Source organism: Enterobacter sp. RHBSTW-01064 (genome assembly GCF_014103035.1).
Classification (GTDB): Bacteria; Pseudomonadota; Gammaproteobacteria; order Enterobacterales; family Enterobacteriaceae; genus Enterobacter; species Enterobacter mori.
In genome coordinates, this window is the sequence record NZ_JABXOU010000001.1 from 181151 (window position 1) to 207800 (window position 26650).

Annotated in this window: 20 protein-coding genes and 1 pseudogene; 3 read left to right on the plus strand and 18 right to left on the minus strand. The window is 51.7% G+C overall.

The window, feature by feature from the left end; all coding sequences use genetic code 11:
• Nucleotides 1-160: 160 nt before the first annotated feature.
• From HV355_RS00815 to HV355_RS00895, 17 genes and pseudogenes are all read right to left on the minus strand, one after another.
• Nucleotides 161-481: a hypothetical protein gene (locus tag HV355_RS00815; RefSeq protein WP_182400689.1), complete on the minus strand. Its 321-nt coding sequence runs from the start codon at nt 479-481 to the stop codon at nt 161-163.
• Nucleotides 482-639: 158 nt separating this feature from the next.
• Nucleotides 640-1371 carry a hypothetical protein gene (locus tag HV355_RS00820; protein WP_182401251.1) on the minus strand — a complete coding sequence of 244 codons (732 nt, stop codon included), beginning with the start codon at nt 1369-1371 and terminating at the stop codon, nt 640-642.
• 39 nt (nt 1372-1410) lie between these two features.
• The gene (locus tag HV355_RS00825; RefSeq protein WP_182400690.1) at nt 1411-3684 is read right to left on the minus strand and encodes a M23 family metallopeptidase; all 2274 of its coding nucleotides are present in this window, start codon (nt 3682-3684) and stop codon (nt 1411-1413) included.
• Between the two features lie 14 nt (nt 3685-3698).
• Nucleotides 3699-4493: pseudogene (locus tag HV355_RS00830) on the minus strand (type VI secretion system Vgr family protein); the annotation flags it as partial.
• On the minus strand, nt 4481-4798 hold the full coding sequence (locus HV355_RS00835) for a hypothetical protein (RefSeq protein WP_182400691.1): 318 nt from the start codon (nt 4796-4798) through the stop codon (nt 4481-4483). The gene HV355_RS00835 and the pseudogene HV355_RS00830, both read right to left, overlap by 13 nt.
• Nucleotides 4799-5279: 481 nt before the next feature.
• Entirely contained in the window at nt 5280-5540 is a 261-nt protein-coding gene (locus HV355_RS00840) for a hypothetical protein (RefSeq protein ID WP_182400692.1), read from the minus strand.
• Between the two features lie 430 nt (nt 5541-5970).
• A complete protein-coding gene (locus HV355_RS00845; protein WP_249420810.1) occupies nt 5971-6600 on the minus strand; it encodes a hypothetical protein in 630 nt (209 codons plus the stop codon).
• 5 nt (nt 6601-6605) lie between these two features.
• On the minus strand, nt 6606-8777 hold the full coding sequence (locus tag HV355_RS00850; RefSeq protein WP_182400693.1) for a M23 family peptidase: 2172 nt from the start codon (nt 8775-8777) through the stop codon (nt 6606-6608).
• A gap of 14 nt (nt 8778-8791) precedes the next feature.
• Entirely contained in the window at nt 8792-11233 is a 2442-nt protein-coding gene (vgrG, locus tag HV355_RS00855) for a type VI secretion system tip protein VgrG (RefSeq protein ID WP_182400694.1), read from the minus strand.
• On the minus strand, nt 11230-13878 hold the full coding sequence (tssH, locus tag HV355_RS00860; RefSeq protein WP_182400695.1) for a type VI secretion system ATPase TssH: 2649 nt from the start codon (nt 13876-13878) through the stop codon (nt 11230-11232). Before tssH ends, vgrG begins: the two co-directional genes overlap by 4 nt.
• 161 nt (nt 13879-14039) lie before the next feature.
• Nucleotides 14040-14531, minus strand: a complete 492-nt coding sequence (gene hcp / locus HV355_RS00865) for a type VI secretion system effector Hcp (RefSeq protein ID WP_042716788.1) — start codon at nt 14529-14531, stop codon at nt 14040-14042.
• 5 nt (nt 14532-14536) lie between these two features.
• Nucleotides 14537-16240, minus strand: a complete 1704-nt coding sequence (locus HV355_RS00870; RefSeq protein ID WP_182400696.1) for an OmpA family protein — start codon at nt 16238-16240, stop codon at nt 14537-14539.
• Nucleotides 16237-16923, minus strand: a complete 687-nt coding sequence (tssL, locus tag HV355_RS00875) for a type VI secretion system protein TssL, short form (RefSeq protein WP_182400697.1) — start codon at nt 16921-16923, stop codon at nt 16237-16239. Before tssL ends, HV355_RS00870 begins: the two co-directional genes overlap by 4 nt.
• Entirely contained in the window at nt 16920-18260 is a 1341-nt protein-coding gene (gene tssK / locus HV355_RS00880; protein ID WP_126816228.1) for a type VI secretion system baseplate subunit TssK, read from the minus strand. The genes tssL and tssK overlap by 4 nt, the downstream gene beginning before the upstream one ends.
• A gap of 17 nt (nt 18261-18277) precedes the next feature.
• A complete protein-coding gene (tssC, locus tag HV355_RS00885; RefSeq protein WP_182400698.1) occupies nt 18278-19813 on the minus strand; it encodes a type VI secretion system contractile sheath large subunit in 1536 nt (511 codons plus the stop codon).
• 40 nt (nt 19814-19853) lie between these two features.
• Entirely contained in the window at nt 19854-20345 is a 492-nt protein-coding gene (gene tssB / locus HV355_RS00890) for a type VI secretion system contractile sheath small subunit (RefSeq protein ID WP_010431643.1), read from the minus strand.
• A 702-nt stretch (nt 20346-21047) separates the two neighbouring features.
• Nucleotides 21048-22664, minus strand: a complete 1617-nt coding sequence (locus tag HV355_RS00895) for a peptide ABC transporter substrate-binding protein (RefSeq protein ID WP_148401221.1) — start codon at nt 22662-22664, stop codon at nt 21048-21050.
• Nucleotides 22665-22849: 185 nt separating this feature from the next.
• Between HV355_RS00895 and mpaA the strand changes: the two genes are divergently transcribed.
• Complete coding sequence (mpaA, locus tag HV355_RS00900; RefSeq protein WP_100166174.1) at nt 22850-23563, plus strand: murein tripeptide amidase MpaA; 714 nt, start codon at nt 22850-22852, stop codon at nt 23561-23563.
• Here the strand turns inward: mpaA and ycjG are convergent.
• Nucleotides 23554-24519 (minus strand): L-Ala-D/L-Glu epimerase, encoded by a 966-nt coding sequence (ycjG, locus tag HV355_RS00905; protein ID WP_182400699.1) that lies wholly within the window; start codon nt 24517-24519, stop codon nt 23554-23556. The two genes, mpaA and ycjG, sit on opposite strands and share 10 nt — an antisense overlap.
• Nucleotides 24520-24626: 107 nt before the next feature.
• Here ycjG and tpx point away from each other — a divergent pair, with 107 nt between their 5' ends.
• Together tpx and HV355_RS00915 are read left to right on the plus strand one after the other, a co-directional pair.
• On the plus strand, nt 24627-25133 hold the full coding sequence (tpx, locus tag HV355_RS00910) for a thiol peroxidase (RefSeq protein ID WP_108417762.1): 507 nt from the start codon (nt 24627-24629) through the stop codon (nt 25131-25133).
• 283 nt (nt 25134-25416) lie between these two features.
• Complete coding sequence (locus HV355_RS00915) at nt 25417-26625, plus strand: aldose 1-epimerase family protein (protein ID WP_182400700.1); 1209 nt, start codon at nt 25417-25419, stop codon at nt 26623-26625.
• The last annotated feature ends 25 nt before the right edge of the window (nt 26626-26650 follow it).

Here is a 26650-nt window from a genome sequence, read left to right on the forward strand (position 1 = left end):
TCAAACTCATGGAGTTATAATGTTTTGGTTTTCTTACCAGATTTTGATAACTGATATACTTCTTTAATTAAATATTTATTTTTATCCAAAACTAGATGGTATTCAAAATAATCCATATCAGTGTCCGTCTCTCCAAATCTTGACGACATTCCTGTTTTAATTATAATCTCTTGATCGTTTTTTTTAGTGCTGAGTATTTTTCCCCATCAGAAATATGCAACGAGCATTGCCCATAGACATCATAACCAATCCTGCTTGTAGATTGAGTGTAATATTTGTCAAGTAATTTAATGTACTCATCTTTTGCCTGAAAACCTGTGTCTTCACTTAGATTTTGCGTAGCTTCTTCATTCCACTGTTCATAATCACTTATAAAATTAATGACAGTCTGCTGAGGAGCTAATTTTGAATTTGAACTCATTGCAAATGCAGAAAAGGTCATCGACAAAAATAACACGATTAGCAACTTTAAACATTTCATATTGATTCCTTAATGGCAAAATAACCGGCTTCTTGTTCTGTAGAATCGTTAAGCACATACCAGCCGTGCTTAAACGCAGGCCATCTTACGTCCTCAAACGCCATTCTCCCTGGATTTATTCTCCGTGCTACTGAGCCCTCCCATGATAGATGGTTTATTCACTTAGCCCCATGCTCAATGTTCCTGGGGAGGAGAATCCCTCCTAACTCATTCAGAGTCTTACTCCCTAAAAATAGTTCCTGGCATTTACTTTCAACAACTGAATCATCTTTATCTGATGGAAATACAACCTTCATCTTTTTTTCCACATCCCATACACCAGGGAATGAATCAGCTGAACAATCTAAATCGTTAGGTGCAACATATTTCCCATTGGATGATATTTTTCCTAAGTAGATTGAGTCCCCTACACTAAATGTATCTTTCTGCTCATCGAGATCTTCTTTAGCACTATCCCAAACCCCCGGACCACTCAAGATATTATCTTCGCCGCCAAAATAAGAAATAACAGATTGGTATGTTCCGTGTTGGGCATCAATAGGAATAGTTGCTAAAATTAGTTTTTTATTAAAATTCACATCTATAGGAGTGGATATATCACCTTCAAAGTATGTAAGACTTTTTAAGGGTATTTTGCCACCTTTACATTCAATTATATCCTTCAATAAAAGATATTTATTACCAGGGGAAATAAGTACTCCTATTTTATCACTTGTTAGAGATATTATCCCTGATCCTTTTGACTCGAGTTTACTCCACCCAGATATTTCACAATTAATCATTACGCCTGATAGAGAATCCCTAATATCAACACTGCCTTTCTTTTCTTTATTCAACTTAAAATGGTAAGTATTATAATTAACTTCATTGTAATACTCAGCATAAGACATCTTGGTAAAAAACAAAAAAATACCGACATTAAAATAAAATTAAATCTTATCATCTATCAACTCCTTAGCTTTCCTTGTGGCGATTTTTCTTTGTTCCAAACCTTTAATACCACCATTTATTGCTTTTGTGACTTTTTCTATAACACTATCATCATCAGCCAAATCTAATTTATCTGAATCCATAATCTTTAAAACCTTGCTTTTAAAACCAACGATAAAAAAACCACCAGTATCTATACAGTTATATGGGTTCTCAGTTATCTTGTGAGGAGATTCTATTTCTGGAGGGGTTTTCTTCATGCCAGTTTTATTTTTCTTTTTATATTCAGCATCACTCCACCATGAATTATCAAAGTCACTCTTACTCAGCCAACCACGATACACCCAATAACTTGAATACGTGTCCAACCCAGTTAGCATTTTAAATCCTCTTCCTCGAAATTTTTGAGCATCTAAGTCTCCGCAGTTTCCGTTTATCCAGCTATACGAACCAGCAATACGCCCACCTTTGGAGTTATATTTAATACCTGAATAGTATTCATCTACTTCATCCTGAACACTGCCATACCAATGACCAAGCTCTGTATTTTCATTTTGTTTAGATTCAGGAATTAATTTGCCACCAACAGTTATATCAATATTTACACCATTTTTCTTCACTATCTTTTTTACCTGTTGCTGACTAACTTCCCGCATCGACAATAAATAACCAGACTCAACAGCTCCTTGACCTAAAAACAGGCCAATTCTATTGCTAGCGTTAATATTATACTTATTCAATATAATATTTATAGCTTCATAATATTCAGTTGTTTTTTCGGATATTTGTTTAATTGATGTTGTTAATTTCTTGCTGGTATTCGCAGCCATAACTTTTTCAATTATTTCACAATCTAGCCAAACACATTTCCTGAACTGTCGAATAAATGCCTTAGGCTCGAAATGCCACAGTTTTCCGCTGCCGAGTGTTCCGGAATCAAAACACAGCGCTTCTGCATGCTGTTTAAACTTGCCATAGTCCTCCTCACTCATCAATGTTCGCTCTTTTGATTCCTGTGTCCCGGGAACCTGCCATATGGCCGTTTTTTTCGGCGTACACTGCTCCCAGGGCAGACCGATCATCAACCATTTATACCTTGCATCTATTGTGCTTTTTTCCCACTCGAATGGTAAACAGCAGATAAGCCTGTGGCTTTGAGTTTCGTAACTGCCTTCTTCCTGCAACTTTCTGATGATCGCCGAATTACACTGGCTGTGGGTATCGTTGTCATCATCAACAAGCCGCCATCCCGTCCAGTGCGGAAAATCAGTGTCACTGAACTTTTTAATAGCGGGATCTGCGAGATTCACCACCCCTTTGCCACCCGGGTAATTCACTGTCATCCATAATGGCGCATCTGCCAGCACCAGCGTTTCATGGTCCGTATTGATAACTCGCCCAAAATGCAGCAACTCGAACCCGGCACTGGGGCTTTCCTTATAATTACGCATCGCGGTTTTATAGAGATTATATTCATAGTCTTTCCCGTCAGCATTAACCAGCGGCTCGCCCAGCAGATCATACTTCCCGTCAACTTGAGTATTTTTTTGCCAGGTCACCATCGTACAGTTGCCTTGCGCCAGGGTCATGCTGACATACAGAGGCGCAATACTTGTATAGCGTTCAGAAATACCAGCTGTTGAAGTGCTGTTATCTGCCGGTGCCTTGTCGTAAAACGGTGTTCCTGCTGGCAGATAAAAATGGATATCACCGTACACCGCATCAGTGCGACCATCTTTCGAAATATCCAGCTCCTCTGTTTTTCTGCCTGTCAGTTTGCTGATGTTGTCATCATCGCAAAAAATCTGGAAATGAAATTCATTCTGCCCGTCAGTCATTCCGCAAGAGCCTATCGGGTCTTTCCGGTAAATTTTGGCATCCGTTTTTATCTCTGCTTCCAGAAACTTCAGATGGATATACAGAGAGTAAAAAATGACCTTACCGTCATCCCCGGAACCAATTTCTGTCTCATGCTTCAGTAAAACATAGCCATCATCCGTTCCCCTGACAGGGGCATACTTCAACGGGAACTGGTCTCTTTTCTCTGGCGGGGAGGGTTTGCGGAACGATACCACCGTCCCGTCAGCGATTGCCCGAACTTTCTCCACCGTCGAACCGGAGTCCGTATGCGATATATGAATGCCCCCATGCCAGGACTCTGATGCATTGAGAGGATATCCCCGGCGGGAATTGACAGGCATCATCGCCTCAACCCACTCTGCGTCAGACTGAGTAGCATCTCTGTTTCTCAAAAACGGAGGACTGATAATCATGTTGTGACTCCTTGTCAGGAAAAGCTGAATTTACTGGAAGGTTCGGTGGTTTCAGGCGCCACGTTCGGAAAATCTTCTGGTTTGTTGGCCCTTTCTTTTCTCCCGTAGTGCCCGGCTTTGGTCCGGTACTCACCCTGGGTGGCAGATTCAATGCCATTGGCATCCAGTGTGATGTAGCTTCCTCCACCGTTCAGGGTAAGCTTCTTCTTCGCGATGATTCTGATTTCATCTTCCGTGCTGACTATGCTGATTTCCTTGCGGGCCAGCAATGCCATCAGGTCGTTCTGCGCCTGTACCTGCACCGGACCCTGGTTCGCGATGAGCCTGATCCCCAGTTTGCGCGCAAACACGCTCAGGGCACTGCCCACCCCGATGAACAGATTTTTCACCACGCTGACGTCCGCATTTTTACCGGCCGTGGCAATCAGGTTCTGCCCGGCCGATACCTGCAGATGTTGGCCGCTGGTCAGCGCCATACCGTCCGGTGCGCTCATCAGCAGCACCGATTTTTTAAGGTCCGTCAGATGCTGCTCCAGCAGGGTGATTTGCGCCTGAAGGTCTGCCGGGTTCGCGGTCGCCTGCTGCGCGTCACCGGAGATGGCTGTCATCTGCTCCCGGGCATCGCCGAGATTGCTGACCGCAGGCTCCATCTCCAGCACCTGGCCCTGCGCCTTCACCTGGCCGTCAGCACTGATAAAAATCCCTTTCTGCGCCCGGATGGCACCCCGGCTGTCGGTTCGGAGTTCAAAACCCTCCCCCCGCTGCTGTTTTTCGCTGTCGACCAGGTGGTCGAGATTCAGCTGGCTCTTGCTTTTTTGGTACTAATTACTCTCTCCCCGCCGGAAACATGCAAGGAATATTGCCCATACGAATTACAACCAATTCTGCCAGAAGATTGAGCGCAATATTTATTCAGTAATTTAATGTACTCCTCTTTTGCCTGAAAACCAGTATCTTCACTTAAATTTTGCATAGCAAATTGATTCCACTGCTCATAGTCACTTATAAAATCAATGACTGTTTGTTGAGGAGTCAGTTTTGAATTTGAACTCATTGCAAAAGCTGAGAAGATCATTAATACAAATAATACGATTAACAACTTTAGAGATTTCATTTTTATTCCGTAATAGCAAAATATTCGGGTTCTTGTTCTGTAGAATCGTTAATCACATACCAGGCATGTTTAAACGCAGGCCATCTGGCATTCTCAAATGCCATTCTTTTTATAAATCCATTTATCTCTTGACGATTTCGTCTGCTGATAGCTCCAGACAAATTCATTGTTGCACTTGCCCTTCAGAACGCTGGTTTTCTACCCCCTCATCGTCACTAGCTTGTACAATTAAAGATGATTTTTTCGCAACCATTACCAATTCTCACTTCATTATATTGATACATATTTCACTCAAGGGTTTTAATTGGCATAGCGCATGATTTCAGAGTGTTTTCATCATAAAACGTGTTAATTAAATTGTCACCATCAATCCGGATATTGACAAAGTCATCGCCGCATCCAGGCTTTATCTCTTTGAATTTTCCCTCAAGAGGAGAAAAGATAAATAATCTATAAATTTTATACGTACCCATCCCTTCATCTAAATACCATACACTGAAGTCCTTATAACCATCACGATTATAATCTTCGAGCGTAACATGATTTTTTTCTCAGATAAAACATCTATTTCTTCTGTGCTAATAATCTTACCATGATTTAAAATCGACATTAACAATAAATCATTATTTTTCAGCAAAATGTTCGCAGGAATACCTTCTGCAAAGTTAACATCTAAAAGTGTATTATCACAACCTAATGCAATATTTGTAAAAGTGTAAAAAAGAAAAATAATATATCTCATTATAACACCTTAGGATTTTGTTAAGTCCACAACAATGCGAGATTTTCCAGTAGGGCTTACAGTAACAGTTGCATTCAGTATCTGAAGCGCGCGGAGTGCTTTACGGGTCTCACTTAAGATCCAGTGTTCCCGACGCCGGTCAAAACTATTCGCTTTACTGTCCTGTAATGACCAGAGCCATATGCGAAAACCGAAACTTACAATCCACACAACAACAGGTGTGCCAATAGCAAGCAACCAGAAGTGTCTGATATCGATGTAGTGTCAGAATATACGCATAAGGGTCACGCTAATAACCAACATTGCCGCCAGAACGACAAACCAGCGGGATGTTTTTGGTGAAACTGGTCGTGGATAACATTCAGGAGGATGTTTCAGTGAGTACGACATTCATACTTCATACTTCATAATTTATAAATATTAACTAAGGTTAGTTATCATCAAATGAAATACTCTCAAGCAGTTTCAACGCATCTTTAGAGAGCTCTTCATTTTTATCATCAGGGGAATTAATGCCAGAGCCACATAGAGCATTATTTTTATGTATCAAACAGAAATAAATGCTCTCACCTAGAGTTCCATCTATGAGTTTCGCCATACTATTAACAGTCATAAAACCAGATGCATTTTTACTTTTTACCTGCACTAGGGATAGATGATTTATCTTTCCATTTTTTACATAAGCTGTATCTGGTATTAGTTTCCATATCTTATTCTTATAATCATAAACAATTTTATTATCAGTGCTACTAACGCTAATTCCTTTAGTGTTTACTTGCCGTGTATCATATCCCGCTTCAAATGCCTCACCAGAATATAAACAACTCCACTCTGATATTGGCGATTTTCTTTTAAAGTACTCATCCTCTGACAATGTTGGGAATTTGTAATCACTGAAATGCACATTACATGCATCAAAACTGGATGACGAAGAGATATCTGCGTTAGAATCTGAAGTCAATGCTCTGGCTACTGAAGTATTTCCAATTTTAGCTTCAGGAGCAGAGGCCATAGCGAAGGAACTAATACTGAGAAAAACCACTATATATAACAATTTCATATAATTTACGTCCTATGATTATATCCTTCTGGAAAGTCCAAAACAAAACTTCCAGAAGCATTCGGGAATTTATTTTCAGTTAAAATAGCAATGGCAACTCCGTAGGCACAGCATCTTGAATCGAATCCATTTAGTGAGCGATGGTAAAGTGAACCGATCCTTCCAGGTAAATTAACTGCGGCACTTGCTTTCCAAAAACTAGGACTTCGGTAGTAATACTTACTTCCTAGATTTGAATTAACAGAAACCCTCTCTAAAACATGCTCCTCATCGGCATATTTAGCCATCTTATTTTTTACCCAATAAAACCCAGCGCTATCTGCAGCTAATGTACCTTGTGAATCACTAACCTCGCTCCTTAGTTCTATAAACTCTGTTGGAAGCGTAGGGAAGTGGCGATCTTGCAATGTCGCATTAGATCTATTCGCAGGTGGTTGTGCTGCAATTAATGCATATGCGTCAACCAAACTTCGTTTTAATTGATCCTGAACCACCTTGCCAATATATTTAAAATAATTTAGATAGTTTTCTGGATTAGTTAATTGCAAAAAACCGCGTCCGTACCACGGGGCGTACCAGAGGTTACTGCCATTTCCTTCATGAAGGGTACTTAACCAGCCTGTTTCTTGTATTGCATTACCTAAAAAGCAAGAAATCCTAAAGGGAGTATTAATACAATACTTTCTCATCGAGGAATTTAAATTTGAAATCTGGTTGCTTAAAATTGAGCCCGGCGTTCTTAAATTCGTATTAATTGCCTCCCAAGCAAACCGATCTCTGCCAGATTGCCGCAGTGCATGGCTAGGTACTATTTGTTTCATTTCATAGAAACTTAACCATCCACAGTTTCTAAAATGTTTAATGAATGTTTTTGGCTCAAAATGCCACAGTCTTCCACTACTCAATGCTCCGGGATCAAAGCACAACGCTTCTGCATGAGCTTTAAATTTTGCATAATTTGCTTCCGTCATCGGAGCACGCTTATCATTCCCCGTTTTCAGCCATGAAAAACGGGCATCGAACGTACTTTTTTCCCATTCGAACGGGAAATGACAGATTAACTTTCCACACTGATTATTGTACTCACCGTCCTCCTGCAGCTTACTGATTATGGCTGAGCTACACTGACTATTACTGTCACTATCGTCATCAACCAGCTGCCAGCCCGTCCAGTGAGGAAAATCAGCGTCACTGAACTTTTTAATATTCGGATCAGCGAGATTGACCACCCCTTTGCCACCCGGGTAACTGACCGTCATCCATAATGGCGCATCTGCCGGGACCAGCGTTTCATGCTCCGTATTGATCACCCGGCCAAAACGAAGCAGTTCAAACCCGGCGCTGGGACTTTCCTCATAATTCCGCATCGCGGTTTTATAGAGATTATATTCGTAGTCTTCACCGTCTGCATTCACCAGGGGGTCGCCCAGCAGGTCATACTTCCCGTCAGTCTGCGCATTTTTCTGGCGGGTCACCATTGTGCAGTTGCCTTGTGCCAGCGTCATACTGGCATACAGAGGCGCACTGCTGGTATGCAGCTCAGAAAGCCCGGTTATGGAAGTACTGTTATTTGCGGGGGCCATATCATAAAACTTCGTTCCGGCCGGAAGATAAAAGTGAATATCGCCGTAAACTGCATCGGTTCGGCCATCATTTGACACGTCCAGTTCACGGGCCGTTCTGCCCGTCAGCTTGCTGATATTGTCGTCATCACAGAAAATCTGGAAATGGAATTCATTCCGTGCACTGCACGTGCCTGAAGAGCCCAGGGGGGCTTTACGGTATATTTTTGCATCCTGCTTTATTTCTGCCTCCAGAAATTTCATATGCATGCACAGTGAATAGAATACAACCTTCCCGTCATCTCCGCTTCCTATCTCCGTTTCATGCTTCAGCAACACATAGCCGTCATCTGTCGGTCCGAGATAATTGAGTGGTTCTGCATCTTTAGACGACGATGGCTGGCGGAACGAAAACACCACGCCATCAGCAATTGCCCGTATTTTTTCATTAGGATTTCCTTCGTCTGTATGTGTAATGTGAATACCTCCATGCCAGGATTCTGCTCCGTTTAACGGGAATCCCTGGTCTGGATTTACCGGCATCATTGCGCCAGTCCAGTCGGCATCAGACTGGGATGCAGTTCTGTTTCTCAGAAACGGTGGGCTGATAATCATGTTATGACTCCGTGTCAGGAAAAAAGGAAATAACTGGCTGGCTCTGTTGCTTCCGGACCAGCAGGACCAGCACCCGGGGCATCTTCAGCTTTGTCTGATTTTTCTTGCTGGTTGTTACCGGAGCTGGCAGGCTCTGCTGCTATCTGGGCAATACTCGGGAAATCTTCTGGTTTATTTGCCTTCTGCTGCCGGTCATAAAATCCCGCCCGTGTCCGGTAATCCCCGAGCGTCGCCGCCTCAATCGCATTCGCGTCCAGTGTGATATAGCTCCCGCCACCGTTCAGCGTGATCTTCTTCTTCGCAAGGATCCTGATTTCATCTTCCGTGCTGACTATGCTGATTTCCTTGCGGGCCAGTAATTCCATCAGGTCGTTCTGCGCCTGTACCTGCACCGGCCCCTGGTTCGCGATGAGCTTTATTCCCAGCTTGCGCACAAACACGCTCAGGGCACTGCCCACCCCGATAAACAGGTTTTTCACCACGCTGACGTCCGCATTTTTACCCGCCGTGGCAATCAGGTTCTGCCCGGCAGACACCTGCAGGTGTTGTCCGCTGGTCAGCGCCACACCGTCCGGTGCGCTCATCAGCAGCACCGATTTTTTAAGGTCCGTCAGATGCTGCTCCAGCAGGGCGATTTGCGCCTGAAGGTCTGCCGGGTTCGCGGTCGCCTTCTGCGCGTCATCCGAAATGGATGTCATCTGCTCCCGGGCATCACTCAGGTTACTGACCGCCGGCTGCATCTCCAGCACCTGGCCCTGCGCCTTCGCCTGGCCGTCAGCACTGATAAAAATCCCTTTCAGTGCCCGGATGGCACCCCAACTGTCTGTTCTGAGCTCAAACCCCTCGCCACGCTGTTGCTTTTCGCTGTCGACGAGATGGCCGAGATTCAGCTGACTCTTGCCGCCGTACTCCGTGCTGACCTTGATATGCTCTTTCCCGCGCTCGTCGTCGAGGCGGATTTTATTGTTCGCCGGGGTGCGCAGCACGTTACGTTTGTAGTTGCGGATGGTGACGTGGTCGCCGTGCGCCGAGTCGTGCAGCACGCCGGAGATATACGGTCTGTCCGGGTTGCCGTCTTCAAAGCCAATCGCCACCTCGGTGCCTGCCAGCAGCGGCAGGTGAAGGCCGTAGGTATCCCCCGCGTACGGCCGGGACTGCCGCACCCACAGGCTCTCGAACCCTGTCTCCCAGCAGTCCCTGTCAAACAGCATGCTGACGCGGTAGCGACCGTCTTTATCGATGTGGCCGTAGGTGTCATTTTCAGTGGTACTGGTGACGCGGGCCGGTAAGGTGCCGGCCATCACCGGACGTGAGCCAGGCGCCGGGCGGAAGCAAAAGTCCGTGCTGTCCGGGATACCGTCAAACCTGACGCCAAAGTCCGCATCACGCCGCGCATGGCTGTGCATCGCCGTGATGACCACGCCCTGCGCAAACACGTCTGCCACTTCGTATCCGCCAGTGACTTTCAGCACCTGCCCCGGAGAGAGGGTCGGACAGCTGGTGACAGCACGGGTCTGCGTCTGGCTATTCAGATAACGTTCGTGCCGGATGCGGGCATAGAACGCCCCGGACTCCGGGGCCGGATTGCGGTCATGGGACGTTCCCGCCGTCAGGTAGTTATCCGCCCAGTGATAGGCATCTCCGTACGTGGTGGCATCCCCGCCGGTCGCGTCAACGAGGGTGTTCATGTCCTCCGTGGCCTGCCGGTAGTTGTAATCACGGGTGCTGACCTGCTTCTGCACCACGCTATGATGGCTCTCCATTTTCCACACCGAGTCCACACCCTTCGAGTGCTGCCCCGACGGCGGCACCGACGGCAGCGTCAGGCCTTTCTCATACCCCTGCTGGCTGTCGTAAAACTCCACCACGTCGATGTTCAGTCGCGTGTCGGTGGTGAAGCGGAACCAGATACCGACCTCGCCCAGCAGGCGGGTGATAAAGCGCAGGTCGTTCTCGCCGTACTGCATCACCTGCTCACGGCGTGGATACTCTCTGGTTAGCGAGAACAGGAAATCCTGGCCGCGCATGCCGTGACGCTCGCGCAGAATTTTTTCCACAATCTGCGGGACCGACATGTCCTGATAAATGGCGTTCTGGTGCGAGCGATCGAGCAGCGCCAGGCGCGGCACAAGCGTCACCGCATAACGGGTTTCATCTTTTGAGGTGCCCAGGCGCTCAAGGCCGGTCACCACTCCCTGAATCACCCGCACTGGTTGCTGTATTTTGATACCGTATCCCTGGTCAACCGGGGCCTGCAGCGTCAGCGAACCAGGCTTCATCAGCATCATCTCTTTGCTGATGGCGTGGTTACCGCTGGTGAACTCAATACGGTAGCTGAAGGGTTTGCTCAGGGCTTCATCGCCCTCAAACGCGAGTACATCAAGCCCTGATTCACAGCCTTTCACCGAAAGCAGGTGGTGGCTGTGGCTGAATCTTAGCGGGGGATTACTGCTCATGCGGGCACTCCTTGTGTCCGGTCAAACTCCAGCCCGATACCCTCTTCCTCGCACCATCCCAGAGTCAGGGAAGCAGGTTTCTGTTTCGCGGGCATGTGGGTCAGCAGCTGCTGACTCAGCACCGGCAGAATTTGTTGATTGAGCAGGCTGTCAACGTTGCGCGCGCCGGTATCCGGCAGCAGGCAGGCGGCCGTCAGCGCGTCATACAGGCTTTCTTCAATATGCGTGGTCAGGCCGTAGTGACGGTGCAGACGCTGGCTGACCTGTGACAGCTTCATCTCCACGATGGTGCGCATGGCCGCTTCCGCCAGCGGACGGTAAATCACAGTCTGGAAGCGGGCGAGTAAGGCTGGCTGGAAGTGGTCACGCAACACCGGGCGCAGTAATTCGTGCAGTGCCGGTTCGGTGGCCTCCGGCTGTTCATCCAGCATCTGCATGATGTGGTCACTGCCGAGGTTCGAGGTCATCAGAATCACCGTGTTGCGGAAGTCAATTTCCCGCCCCTCGCCGTCGCGCATAAAGCCGCGGTCAAAGACCTGGTAGAACAGGTTCATCACGTCGCGGTGCGCCTTCTCCACTTCATCCAGCAGCACCACGCTGTACGGACGCTTGCGCACGGCCTCAGTCAGAATACCGCCCTGTCCGTAGCCGACGTAGCCCGGCGGAGAACCTTTCAGCTGGGAAACCGTGTGTGGCTCCTGGTATTCGGAGAGGTTGATGGTAATCAGCGACTTCTCGCCGCCGAACAGTTCATCAGCCAGCGCCAGCGCGGTTTCGGTCTTGCCGGTGCCGCTCGGGCCGGTCAGCAGGAACACGCCCTGCGGACCGTTCTCCGGCGCAAGCCCGGTTTTACTGGCGCGCAGGCGCTGCGCGATGGCATTCAGCGCCGCATCCTGGCCCACCACGCGTTTACCGAGACTGGTTTCCAGGCTCAGCAGCTCCGTCTGCTCGTCCTTCATTAATGAAGAGAGCGGCACACCGGTCCAGTCGGCAATCACCGTGGCGACGGTGCGCACGTCCACGTCCAGCCCAAGCAGCGGGTTATTCTGCTGCACGGCGGTAAGCTCTGTCTGCAGGCCGGCAATCTCCGCCTGACGGGAGATGTCTGCGCGGCAGGCGAGCAGTGCTTCCGTGAGTTTCAGCTCCTGGCCGTACTGCGTTTCCAGTGCGTCGAGTTCCACGATGATGCGGACTTCGTCCTGCTCAATGGCCGCCAGACGTTCACCGGGAGCGGTGTTGCCCACCGCGATATCCTCCATCAGCGCCTGCTTTTCCATCGCCAGTGCCGTGAGCTGCGCCTTCATCCGGGTCAGCGGCTCCGGCACGGTGTCAAGGCTCATGCGCACGCGGGCGGAAGCTGTGTCCAGCAGGTCCACCGCCTTGTCCGGCAACTGGCGGCCTGTCAGGTAACGTCTGGACAGGGTGACCGCCGCCCTGACCGCCTCATCGGTAATGTGCACTCCATGGTGCTGCGCGTATCGCGATTTCAGACCCCGCAGCATCAGGCAGGCGGTGTCGTCGTCCGGCTCATCCACCTTCACCATCTGGAAGCGCCGCTCCAGCGCGGCGTCACGCTCGAAGTACTGCTTGTATTCGCTCCAGGTCGTCGCGGCGATGGTTCTGAGTTCGCCACGCGCGAGCGCGGGTTTCAGCAGGTTGGCCGCATCGGCGCCGCCCGCCTGGTTGCCTGCGCCGATAATGGTGTGTGCTTCGTCAATAAACAGCAGCACCGGTAGCGGCGACTGCTGCACTGCCTCAATGATGTTTTTCAGGCGCTGTTCAAATTCGCCCTTCACGCCCGCGCCCGCCTGCAGCAGGCCAAGGTCAAGAGTGCGTACCGAGACCGGCTTCAGCGCATCCGGGACGTTGCCCTCCGCAATGCGCAGCGCCAGACCTTCCACCAGGGCGGTTTTACCCACGCCCGGCTCCCCCACCAGAATCGGGTTGTTCTTGCGGCGCCGCGAGAGAATATCCACCATCTGGCGGATTTCATTATCACGACCAAACACCGGGTCGATTTTACCCTCGCGGGCGCGGGCAGTGACGTCGAGGGTGAACTTGTCCAGGGCGTTCTGCAGGGCCGGATTCAGTTCACCCTCTTTCACTCCGGCATCGACCGGCCGGCCGACAAACGCCACTTCCCCGCCCTGTGCCCGTTCCGCCTCCTGCTGTACTTCCGGACGCTCGTCAGACTGCGCATCCAGAAGCCCGCGCAGACGCTCCAACTGGCTCTGCCCCAGTGTCAGCAGCGGCCAGAGACCATCACAGCACGCCCGCGATGGTTTCTCCGTCAGGGCCATCAGCAGGTGAATGCTGCGTATCTGCTCTTCGCCCGCCAGCGACGCCCGCAGCCAGGCGTCCTGCATCAGGCTCTGAATACTGTCGGAGAGCTGTGGACGGCTGCGCACTGATCGGGGCAGCGTGTCGAGAAATGCCAGCAAATCCTGCCAGATGGCGTCCATATCCCATTCGTAGCGCCGTGCCAGCACCGTCAGGTCGCCCTCGCCCTGCTCCAGCAGCTTCAGCAGCCAGTGCTCGGGCAGGATTTCGGCGTGGGCGCGGGTCTGGCACAGGGAAGCCGCGCCCTCCATCGCACGGGCGCAGTAAGGGTTCAAACGACGTAACAGGACGGCGGGATTTTCCATGAGACTCTCTCTTTATCAGTTCCGGGCACGCTACCGCCCCTCGCTGTTCACCAAAGCGCATCAGGTCAGGCAGGCAGATTGTGTTTTTCTTTGCTCAACACCTGTTTCTCAGGCGCTCAGCAAAGAAAAAAGCGGACAGAGAAGCTCTGCCCGCTTGCGACTTACGCAGTGGCGCGTTCGTTCCAGCTGTCGGAATGGATGATGTTGCCGTCCTTATAGGTCCAGGTGATTTTTTCGTAGCGCAGCTCAATCTGCTCGAGGTGGTTGTGCTTCTCGAACGCCGGATCCTTGATGTCGTGCATCTTCGGATTCACTTTCACCAGCTTCACGTTTTCCAGTTTGGTGTTGAAGTACTCCACTTCCTGGCCCGCGTCGTTGATTTTGTACCACTTGAACTCCGCAGACTTCAGGGTCTGGCCGGTGGTCACCGCCTTGTACAGGTACGGGCTGGAGGAGTCGATTTCCTTGGTGAACAGGAACGGCGTGTGGATACGCGTACCGGTCAGTTTGCCGGTGTTGTTGTCGGTCGGGATGTACAGGTTATGCTCCTGCGCCACCACCTCGATGCTGCCTTCACGATCCTTCACGTCCACGGAACCTTTAATGTCCGCGCCGCCGTCGTCCTTCAGCCACAGATAAACAGGAATTGCCATGTTAATTACTCCATTTCATTTTTTGACGCGCCATCATCCGATGACGCGGGTGTGTTGCCCGGCAGCCGGCAGGCATTTGCCTGCGGCACCAGGCTGATTTCGACACGGCGGTTGAGCGCACGGCCCTCCGAGGTGTCGTTAGTGGCGACAGGACGGCTTTCGCCGTAGCCCTGCACCGCAAAACAGCTCTCCGGCACGTCGCCGGTATCGCGCATCCAGTCGCGCACGGACTCCGCACGCTTAAGCGACAGCACCTGGTTGGACTGGTCATCGCCCGTGCTGTCGGTATGGCCAGCCACCACAATCAGCCATCCGGGCTTTGCCTTAATCCCTACCAGCGAGTTCACCAGCAGTTTCACCGAGCCGGGTCTCAGGGCCCATTTGCCGGTATCGAACAGCGACATGCTGTCGAGGCGGATGATTTTCGGCGCGACCTTTTCCACAGGCTTCGGTGGCGGAGGCGGCGGCACATACGAGCGTATCGCTTCCAGCACCGGTATGCGCAGACGTTCCCCCCGATAAAGCCCCAGGCCCAGCCGGGCCGGTACACCATTGCGCGCCTGCTCATCCAGCAGCGCCGCATCCTCGCGCAGCACCTGTACGGCGCTGGCTTTCGGACCGTAATCATCCATGGCGATGCTGTTGTAACGGACAATATCGAAGCTCACGCGTTGCAGCAGCTGGCGATTGTTCCAGCCACTACTGAGCAGTGCAGCAATGGCCGCCAGCGTGAAGATCCCAAGCGCACAGCGCCAGGTTCGCTCACGCGGCGTCAGACCCCGCCCTTCCGGCAGTAATGGCAGAATAAAATCCGGGAACAGGGAAATCACCGTACTGTCCGTTCCCACCGGCTGCCAGCCAGACACCTGCTGCATCGCGGTGTGGCGGGAAAGCCATGTCGTCCAGGCCGATGTGGCCAGGCTTCCGGCCAGGATCGGCCCCATTCCCCACAGCACCGCAACAGGTGCAATGACCGGCACATCGGGGTTCTCATCCATAAAGACGGCCTGGACATGCTGACGGAACCAGTTCATCAGACTGTTCATCAGCACCTGCTGCTGCACCGCAGGCGTTCCGCCGGTGGTAACCCATTCAGCAACAGAACCCGGGGCTGAAGATTCACGCCAGACCCTCACGCCTTCATCCGGGAAAACCGCCTGCCAGAACACGTCATTCGTCATCGCGCTGCCGACCTGGCCATTCAGCACCAGCGGCATAGAATGACCGGTTGCTTTACGCAGCTGGCTGATGTGCCAGCGCAGGGTCAGCAGGCGACTGGTCAGGGCTTCGCTGTCAGGGTGCTGCTGCGGACAGACACTGACCATCACCGACAGCTGACGTCCCCAGTCAGGACGTAACCACAGTATCTGACGGGCAGCCTGCGCCAGATCCTGATGATCCTCCACGCGGATCCAGCATCCCTGCGTGACTGTGAGTACCGGTGACTGCTGCGGCCAGGCCAGCGGCAGATCGCCACAAACCAGCACCACGGGCTGACGGTAAGTGGCGTCAGGCAGGTCCTCCAGACGCAGGGTGACATCATGCTGTTCACGGCGACTGGCGACAGTCCGGAACGCCAGGATAAGCCCCAGAACGGTAAACAGAACGAGTAACGAAACCCACCTGGATACCGGCAGAAAACCCAGGCAGACCACGGTACTCAGCAGGGCGGCCCACAGCGCAAGCCCGCGCTGTTGTAAAGGACTCATTTCACGACTCCCGGCAACAGGGTCTGCAGCGTCTGATCCAGCCAGCGATCCAACCCCCACCAGAGTGCAGCGACCACCACCACACTCAGGCCGATACGCACGGGCCACGACGACAGACAGCCCATTTTCCTTCCGGCACGGCTTTCCGCCAGTACGGGGTGGGTCTGTGGATAGCTGAACGGCGTGACATGTTCACTGAGTGCACTGACGAGTTTCTGGCGTTCCGGGTCGCTCAGGGAGCGGAAACCGCCGAGGAACCCCAGCAGCATGACCCGCTGGAAACAGGTCACGACTGCAGGATCCGGAGCCGGTTCACGCAGCACATCGCGCATCCGATCGCACAGCGTGTCACCGGCGTCCATGGTGCCGAGGAAGTGCCCCTGCAGGGGAATGTCATACCACTGCACGCAGGCATCATCCTCCACACCGCGACCTTTGACCGCCTCATCCAGCAGCGCACACTGTGCGGTGAGAATATGTCGGCAGCTGGCTTCATCGAGTTCGCCCGCTTTCAGCTCACGCTGCACGCGTTCCACATCAGCAATGCAGCGCTCCCAAAGCGTACGCCCTTCTCCATTCTGGAATGTTGGGCCGTGACGCAGGCTGATCACCTGCAGCCAGGTGTCCTGCAGCAGGGCATCAATATCAATGGACGCGACAGCGCCGCGTTTACGCTCACTCATGTTCTCAGCACCGCAAAGAGTTCCAGTTCAGGCTCGCCGAGCATGCCCGGAACGTAAAACATGCAAGTGCCGCCCTGGAGCATTTCAGTGGCCTGGGGATGAGAGACATCAAGACTGAAATACTGATTTTCCAGACGTAACGGAATGGCTGCCGGTACATGGCGCAGCGGGGTCAGCGGCACGCCCACCCGCGATGAATTGACGATACTTCTGACATGATCGGGGCTGCCGACCTTGCACTGGCGCGGGAACTGCTCCTGCAGCTGTGCCACCGGCACCGGTGAACGCACGGAGAGGTAGTAATCCGCCCCTTCACGCAGACGCGGGTCATGCAGACGGGCCTGCCAGAAGTGCAGCCGGGCATCGTGCTCAAGCTTAATCGCCACCACCCGCGACGGCAGGCTGGCTTCCAGCAGGTCGCCCAGTAAATCAAACAGCGGCGGGAAGACGTTATTCAGCTGCTCGTGCTGCCAGACCGGGATCGCACTCACCTGGTGCTCCAGCGAGAAGGTCAGCAGGCTGCCCGCCAGGCGGGCCAGCTCCGGATACAAGCGCTCAGGCGGACTCTGCAGATGGCGCTGAAACTGCCCCAGCACGGGTTCAGCACTGTTCAGAGCATTGAGCAGCCAGAACAGAGACACATCGGCCACGGCAAAATCGGCCATGCGCTCGTTACTTTCACGACGCATGGACATCAGACGGCCCAGGCGTACACGTAGCTGGCTCATCAGCTGTTCGAGCTGGGTTACCAGCCAGCGGCTCCCCTGGATGGCCAGAAGCGGGGGAAGAAACGTCTCATCAGGCTGCCACACCCCCTGCAGATCCTGCTGCAGACGGGCTACCGGACAGGTCAGGTAATCGCTGTTGTTCTGATGGGCGAAACGCAGCGTCAGCTCAGGGCGCATCACCGCTATCTGGCGGGTGTCGTCCCCGAAGGTATTGCGGACGTCCTGCCAGCTCTGGCGATAGCGGACAGGGCGCGCGGCCATCTCATCGGGTTTCAGGCAGTTGCCGCCGTTCGCCCGCAGCAGCGGAAGCGCCAGAACCACCACCGCCTCCTGTGATCCGCTCTCAAGGGACAGAACCGGCGGCAGTGAGTCTGCATTATCCGTGTCGATAAGCGTCCCGTCCGGGAAACGGACGTGCAGATGACGGGCCTGCAGGCGGCCCAGCTTCAATGCATCCGGTTCGAAAGTGGCATCAATCACTCCCCAGGGATGAGAGAGGCCCAGCCGGGCAATGCATTCCGCAGTCCAGGCCGCATACGCGGCCTGTTGCTGGAAGTGCTGGGGAGAGACCATCTGGCCCCTGCCCCATAACGGTTGTTCCGTTTTCATTGGCTTCCTGCCTTAGCTTACGCTTTCGCTTTCGGCATCTGGCTCACCAGCGACAGGTTCACGTCCATGCCTTCCACCTGGAAGTGCGGCACCGCAAACAGCTTCACGCGGAAGAAGCCCGGGTTGTCTTCGATGTCTTCCACCACCACTTTCGCGTCGCGCAGCGGGTGTGAGGCCTGCAACTCGTCGCTCGGATCGGTCATTTCAGTCACCAGACCACGCACCCAAGTGTTGAGTTCCAGCTCCAGCAGACGGCGATCCTTGGTGGTACCGATGTTTTCGCGCTGAATCAGCTTCAGGTAATGCGCAATGCGCGACAGCAGGAAGATGTACGGCAGACGCGCGTTGATACGGCTGTTGGCGGTGGCATCTGCGGTATCGTACAGCGCCGGTTTCTGGGCAGAGTTAGCCGAGAAGAAGCAGGCGTAGTCGCGGTTTTTGTAGTACGACAGCGGGATAAAGCCCAGGTTGGCGAATTCAAACTCGCGGGTTTCTGGGATCATCACTTCAGATGGGATTTTCACCTGGTTACCGGTGCCAAGGTCATACAGGTGGATCGGCAGATCTTTCACCGCACCACCAGCCTGCGGGCCACGGATCTGCACGCACCAGCCATTATTGATGAAGCTCTTCACCATGTTCGAGGCGAAGGAGAATGACGCGCTGGTCCACAAATACTTCTCGTGATCAGGGCCTTTTACCTGCTCAACATAGTTGAAGCTGCGCACCGGCACGGTGTCCGGACCGTATGGCAGACGCCCTAACACGCGCGGCATCACCAGGCCGATATAGCGTGAGTCGTCGGTGTCACGGAAGGATTTCCACTTAATGTACTCAGCGCGATCGAAGTAGTTGCCGATATCTTTAATCGCTGCAACTTCTTCCATGGAGTCTTTCAGGAAGAATTTCGGGCCGACGGCACCGATAAACGGCATGTGTGCAGCAGCAGACACTTTAGAGATGTTGCGCAGCAGCGCCACGTCCTGCGGACTGGCATCGAATTCATAGGAGGAGATCACAGAGCCAATCGGCTCTCCGCCAGGGGTGTCATATTCGGCGGTATAGGTGTGCCAGTAGAGTCCGCTCTGGATCAGTTCCGGCGCGTCTTCGAAGTCCTGACGCAGGTCGTCTTTCGAGACGTCCAGAATTTCAGTCTTCACGTTCTGGCGGTAGTCAGTGCTGTCCACCAGCTGCTTCAGACCGCGCCACAGCGATTCCACCTTCTGGAACTCTTGATGGTGCATTACTGCGTCTAACTGGCGACTGATCTGGAAATCCAGTTCCGCGATATGATGGTCAATCAGCGTTTTGTCGAGTTTCTCAACCTGCTGACCGGACTTGCGGATGCAATCCATAAATACCTGCATCGCCGCCGTCAGGCGCTCGCCTGCTGGCGCGTCAGAAAGCGCCGCATCATCCAGAAACGCGTTAATATCACCCAGGCTTGAGGCTGGGGTCAGATTGATTTTTTCAAACAGGGAGGCGTAAACGCTCTCTTTTGCAAGTACGGTGGTCTGCCCCTGTACGGAGGCGGTTTCAGAATTTACAGACATCAGCATATTCCCGGTTAATCCATTAAATAACGCACGCCGCTTATTTCGGGGCCAGTGCACTCATTTCGTCGCGTAATTCCTGAGACAGCGCCGGGTCTTTAAGAATTTTCTCGAGTTCTTTTCTGAAAGTAGCGTTATCAAGGAGATTAGATTTCAGATCGCGTAATAAATTACGCATCGCCAGCATGGCACGGAGTTGAGGGATCTGACGGGCCACCTGTTCCGGTTCGAAATCTTTAATATCGGAGAAACTCAGCTTCACGTTCTCTTCCGAACCATCCCCTGCCAGCGTATTCTGCACACTAAGATTCACTTCCGGGTTAAATTCCGAAAGTACGCTATTAAAGTTATTTTTATTGACGTTAATTTTTTCTCTTTCAGATAATGGACGGCTTTCTTTGCCATTACTGAAATCACCGACGGTGAGGAGTTTAAGCGGCAGTTCGACTTTCTTCTGTGCGCCACCTGTGTGCAGAGCCAACTTTAAATTTATGCGTGCCTTCGGCACCTCGTTCTGGAACGTATCGGCCATAGCGGTCCCTTTCCTTAAGGAATGTTTGTTGAAAATAACAACGTTTCTTTACAAATCCATAGCAGAACAAAACACCATTAGAGATCAACCAAACAGATCATAGATCTGACATAAGACTTTTATTAAGAATTTTCATCCATTAACGATTAACGCATGACGCCATGAAAACAAAAACCATACATGGCATTAATTGTTTATTTACGGAAGCATGGAATTAAAACCCACTAGCGATGAAAACATCCTTTTTTATACCAAAGAACACGCGAATTATTGATACAAATCAATGAATGAATACAGCAGTAGATACCCTCACGCTTGAGAAATTTCTGAATCCGCAAATAACAGCACGATAATTTTCTTAAAAGAACCAGCAATAAAAAAGTCCAATGCTGGACAAGAAATAATTCCGAGAATGTAATGAAAATATGTTTATCATTCGTGCCATGAATATATTATTCAGACGAAGACTTTTCCAAATAGTAATCGCACCTCAGATACCTGATAGTAATAGATCGTAAGAGTCAACGAAAGATTTATTCCAATTGTGGCGCGACTGTCAACATAATAAGATTCCCCAGGCTTAATTGCTGGGTACCATTCGTCGGATGTCGTTGCGGCGGGAGAGGTTCGAATAAAGAGACTGGCGCTGTAAACGCGCCAGCTCAGGTTTAGCGGTAGTAGCCTTAGGCTAACAGGCACTGATCAGTGCTTTTCGATATACATCGTCCGGCTATAGGCTACGTCTTCGGGGTTATTAATCGGATAACCTTTCACCCACGGCTTGATCAAACGTCCATTGGTATACTGATAAATCGGGGCTATCGGGGCTTTCTCGGTCAGGATTTTTTCCGCCATGTTGTAATCTTCGTTACGCGCTTTCTCGGTGGTTTCAAGCGTCGCCTGGTTGATAATCTTGTCGTAAGCCGGGTCCTTGAAACGGGAAATATTGCCGCTGTGGGTTGAGGTCAGCAGCGAAAGGAACGTCGACGGCTCGTTGTAATCCCCTACCCACGACGCGCGGATCACATCAAAATTACCGGTGTTGCGGCTGTCAATGTAGGTTTTCCACTCCTGGTTTTGCAATTTAACATCCACACCCAGGTTCTTCTTCCACATTGATGCCACGGCGATGGCAATTTTCTGGTGGTTTTCTGATGTGTTGTACAGCAGAGTGAGCTTCAGCGGACGCTGCGGACCGTAACCTGCCGCCTGCAGCAGCGTCCTTGCTTGTGCGTTTAACTCCTGCTGCGACATCTGCTCAAAAGGCGATGTCTCCGGCGTAAAACCTGCCGTGACGTCAGGAGTGAAGTGCCAGGCTGGTTTTTCACCTGTACCCAGTACTTTTTCCGCCATAATACGCCTGTCGATTGTCATGCTCAGCGCCAGGCGCACACGGGCATCAGCCGTTGGGCCTTTCTGCGTGTTGAACGCATAGTAATAGGTGCCGAGCTGCGGCGGCGTATACACCTGCCCCGGAATATCCTTCAGCAGCTTCTGATACATATTTTTTGGGAACGACTCGGTGATATCAATATCGCCCGCCAGATAACGTTTTGTGGCTGAAGACTCCTGATTAATGGGCACAAAAGTGACTTTTTTCAGCACCGTTTTGGCGTTATCCCAGTAGTGTTCATTCGGCTCCACCACCAGCTTTTCGTTGACCACACGATCTTTCAGCACATACGCACCGTTCCCCACAAGGCTGCCCGGTCGCGTCCACTCTTTACCACTCTCAACATTGGCTTTCTGAACGGGATAAAACGCAAAGTTAGCCGTCAGGTTGCTGAACCAGGGCAGCGGCTTATCCAGCTGTACGCGCAACGTTTTGGCATCGACGGCCGTAACGCCAAGCGTATCAGGCGCGGCTTTACCATCAATAATCGCCTGCGCGTTGTTGATACCCGCCAGCGCCGCAAACCACGCGAACGGTGAGGTGGTTTTTGGGTCAACCAGACGCTGCCAGCTGTAGACAAAATCCTGCGCCGTCACGGGCGTGCCGTCAGACCATCGGGCGTTATCTCGCAGCGTGAAGGTCCAGACGCGGTTATCGTTGCTCTGCCAGCGCGTTGCCACGCCGGGGGTCAGTTCCCCTTTTTCATTCTGATTCACCAGACCTTCATAAATGTCACGGATCACCTGAATTTCAGGCAAACCTACGGCCTTAGCCGGATCGAGCGAAGCCGGTTCGTCTTTAATGTGTCTCACCAGTTCCTGTTTTTGCGCCAGGACAGTGCCCTGCGGCACATCAGCAGCGTACGAAAGTGAAGAAAATCCGCACAGCCAGAGTGCAGTACAGAGACGCGAAACAGGATGCTTCATAAGATCCCCTTGATTGAATTCAGATAACCAGCAGATGCGTAATTATTTGTTTCACAAATGAGAAAAGCAAATACCTTCATCCGGAAAGTTGATATCTGGCAATTTTCCGCTAACACGGAAACTATTTGATAAACAGCAAGTTTTGCACAACACTGCCAGTAGAGACATTTTTATCAGGATTTCGTATGACAATCACCCGACCAAGAGCGCAACGTGGTGCTTTTCCGCCTGGCGCTGAGCAATATGGCCGTTCTTTTTTTGGTGCATCTTTGATCTGGTTTCCTGCCCCGGAGGCCGATCGTAACAGCGGTCTGATCATTGCCGGTACGCACGGCGATGAGAATTCATCCATTGTCACGCTGTCGTGCGCGCTGAGAACGCTGACTCCCGAACTGCGGCGTCATCACGTGATTTTGACCGTCAATCCGGATGGCTGTCAGCTTGGGTTGCGTGCCAATGCGAGAGGGATTGACTTAAACCGCAATTTTCCGGCAGCAAACTGGCGCGCCGGTGAGACGGTGTATCGCTGGAACAGCTCCGCTGAAGAGCGCGATGTGGTCCTGCTGACGGGAGACACCCCCGGCTCGGAGCCGGAGACGCAGGCGTTATGCCAGCTCATTCATAAGATCCACCCGGCCTGGGTTGTCTCGTTCCACGATCCGCTGGCCTGTATCGAAGATCCGCGCCATACGGCGCTGGGTCAGTGGCTGGCTGAGGCATTTGCCCTTCCGCTTGTGACCAGCGTGGGTTACGAAACACCAGGCTCGTTCGGCAGTTGGTGCGCTGACCTGGGACTGCATTGTATCACCGCAGAATTCCCGCCCATCTCGTCTGATGAAGCCAGCGAAAAGTATCTCAAGGCGATGACAGAGCTTCTGCGGTGGGAACCTCAGAGGTGAAGCACGCCCGTGGTAAAATTCAGCGCGGGTGAGACGTCAACCGCCAGCCATGTCGGGCCATCGAGATCGGCAAAACGCACTTGATTTGCCAGCGGTAGCGCAGCGCCAATCGCCCGTGATGTGCAGAGCATGCATCCCAGCATGAGGGTAAATCCCTGCTCCTGCGCCGCTTTCGCCAGCGCAAGCGCTTCGGTTAACCCGCCCGTTTTGTCGAGCTTAATATTAACCATCTCATAGCGGCCTTTAAGGCTGTCCAGACTGTCGCGGGTGTGACAACTTTCATCTGCACAGACAGGAAGTGGATGAATGAAATTCGCCAGGGCGGCATCCTCATGCGCCGGTAAAGGCTGTTCGAGCATGGCAACGTCAAGATCGGCCAGCAGCTGACAGCGTGCGGCCAGTCCCTCGCTATGCCAGGATTCATTCGCATCCACAATCAGCGTTGCCTGCGGCACTGCCGCACGAATGGCAACCATCCGTTCACTGATTAATCGATCGTCGAGCTTAATCTTTAATAACGTCGCGCCGGAGTCGTAGAGCGCTTTTGCACTGGCCGCCATCTGTTCTGGCTCACCGATAACGACCGTCTGCGCGGTCACCACCGCGCCCGGCAACGTAATCCCCAAGAGTGAAGGCAAGGTTGTCTGCTGCTGCGCGGCCTCCAGGCTCCACAGCGCGCAGTCAATCGCGTTGCGCGCTGCACCGGCGGGCAGTCGCTGTTGCAACGATTCGCGGCTAAGACCCGTTTGCAGATCGGGCACCAGGGTCATGATCTGGGCCATCACCGAGGCAAGGCTCTCGCCGTAGCGAGGATAAGGCGTGCATTCACCGACCCCCTTAATGCCGTCCTCCTCTATTTCGACCACCACGACGCAGGCTTCACTGCGGCTGCCGCGGGAGATCACAAACGGGGTATGCAATGGCCAGGCTTCTTCATAGACCTTTACGCTTCTCATCACTGACTCCTTGTAGCCCGGTAAGGCATAAAAATTGGTTTGCCGTGTTATCCGCGGATGGCATACACTAGCCACGACGTTAACTATATGTAAACAGGAAGATATCTATGTCACAACTCGTTCATTTCCAGGGCAACCCGGTCTCTGTTGCAGGTGCCATTCCGCAGGTGGGTAACAAGGCGCAGGCTTTTACGCTGGTGGCTAAAGATCTGTCTGACGTCACGTTGAGCCAGTTTGCTGGCAAGCGCAAAGTCCTGAACATTTTCCCAAGCATCGATACCGGCGTTTGTGCCGCATCCGTGCGTAAATTCAACCAACTGGCAACAGAAATGGACAACACCGTCGTGCTGTGCATTTCCGCTGACCTGCCGTTTGCCCAGTCTCGCTTCTGCGGCGCTGAAGGTCTGAGCAACGTCATCACCCTTTCTACCCTGCGCAGCCCTGATTTCCTGGAGAAATACGGCGTTGGCATTTCTGAAGGTGCCCTGAAAGGCCTGGCGGCACGTGCGGTTCTGGTCATCGACGAAAACGACAACGTTGTTTTCAGCGAACTGGTCAACGAAATCACCACCGAGCCGGATTACAGCGCTGCGCTGGACGCCCTGAAAGCATAATAATTGCTTAGCATTCTATAAAGCTTAGCACTGTCCTGAAACCTCGCATCGGCGGGGTTTTTTATTGCCCCACAAGCTGAATCGTTAAGGCATAAATGCTTTTACTTCACATTTTTCATGTAAACATTGCTTAGTAGACAAACAAACAGGAGATTCAACTCTCATTTATCAGGTTAAAAAACCGTTATTTCCTTACCAGTGAACCGCATCACATTTCCCCTCCCCTCTAAACATTAGATTTGCTGACGTATTCAAATAATCGTTTCAGCAAAAAGGGGTAAATATGAAAATTAAACTGGCGTTGACGGTGGTTGCAGTACTGATTTCGGGTCATGTCTCGGCAAAAACATGGGTGCTGACAAGCGCTGAAAGCGGTGTAGAAAAAGGAAACTGGCGAATTTCGAGTGATGAGCTGAACGCTAAAGGGCCAAACTTCAGCATTGAACAAAAAGTTCTCCACGGCGGTAAGCAGGAAGGCAGTAAAATCATTGTTATTAGCAGTAAAAATGGCCTGACAATAACGTTGAGTCCAACGCGTGGTATGAATTTACTGCGCGTTGAGGGTTTTGGGTCAAAACTGGGCTGGGACTCTCCGGTTAAAGAGGTCGTTAACCCGGCATTTATCAATCTGGAAAGTCGAAATGGACTCGGCTGGCTGGAAGGTTTCAACGAAATGATGGTTCGCTGCGGCTATGAGTGGACAGGCCACCCGGTAACAGCGGACGGACAGATTTACACGCTGCACGGTAAGGCGGGGAATACGCCGGTATCTCAGGTTGAAGTCGAGGTCGCTGATGCTGCACCGCATGAAATCCGCATTCGCGGTCTGATTAAAGAGAGCACCTTCAAAAAAGCCGATCTGCAAACGATGACCGAACTGCGTTATGTTCCTGGAAGCAACCAGTTCAGCCTGCATGATGTTCTGACCAACCATGCTGACTACCCGCACGACTATCAAATCATCTACCACAGCAACTTTGGCACGCCGATCCTTGAAGAAGGCGCTCGCTTCCTGGCTCCGGCCGCCAGCGTGAGTCCATTTAACGATTACGCCAAAGCGGGTCTGAACGGCTGGCAAACCTATGCCGGTCCGACAAAAGGGTTTGATGAGATGGTCTTTAATATCACGCCGCTGGCTGACAAAGATCGCCAGACGCTGGCTGCGGTGGTCAACAAAGCGGGTGATAAAGGGGCATCAATTCAGTTTGATACTCGCCAGTTGCCGGTTCTGACGTTGTGGAAGAATACCGACACGTTGAAGCAAGGCTATGTCATGGGTATTGAACCCGGTACCAGCTACGCCTACCCGGTCACGATTGAACGCGAGCAGAAACGCGTTAAGCAGCTGGAACCTGGCGCAAGTACCCAGTTCGATCTCACCTATACCCTGCTTCATAACCAGGATCAGGTGAAAGAGGTGGAGAACAGGATCGCGGCGATTCAGGGTGAGACAAAACCAGACCTCGTTGCCACCCCAATCGCGAAGGAATAAGTGATATTCAAAAGCCTCCATCCGG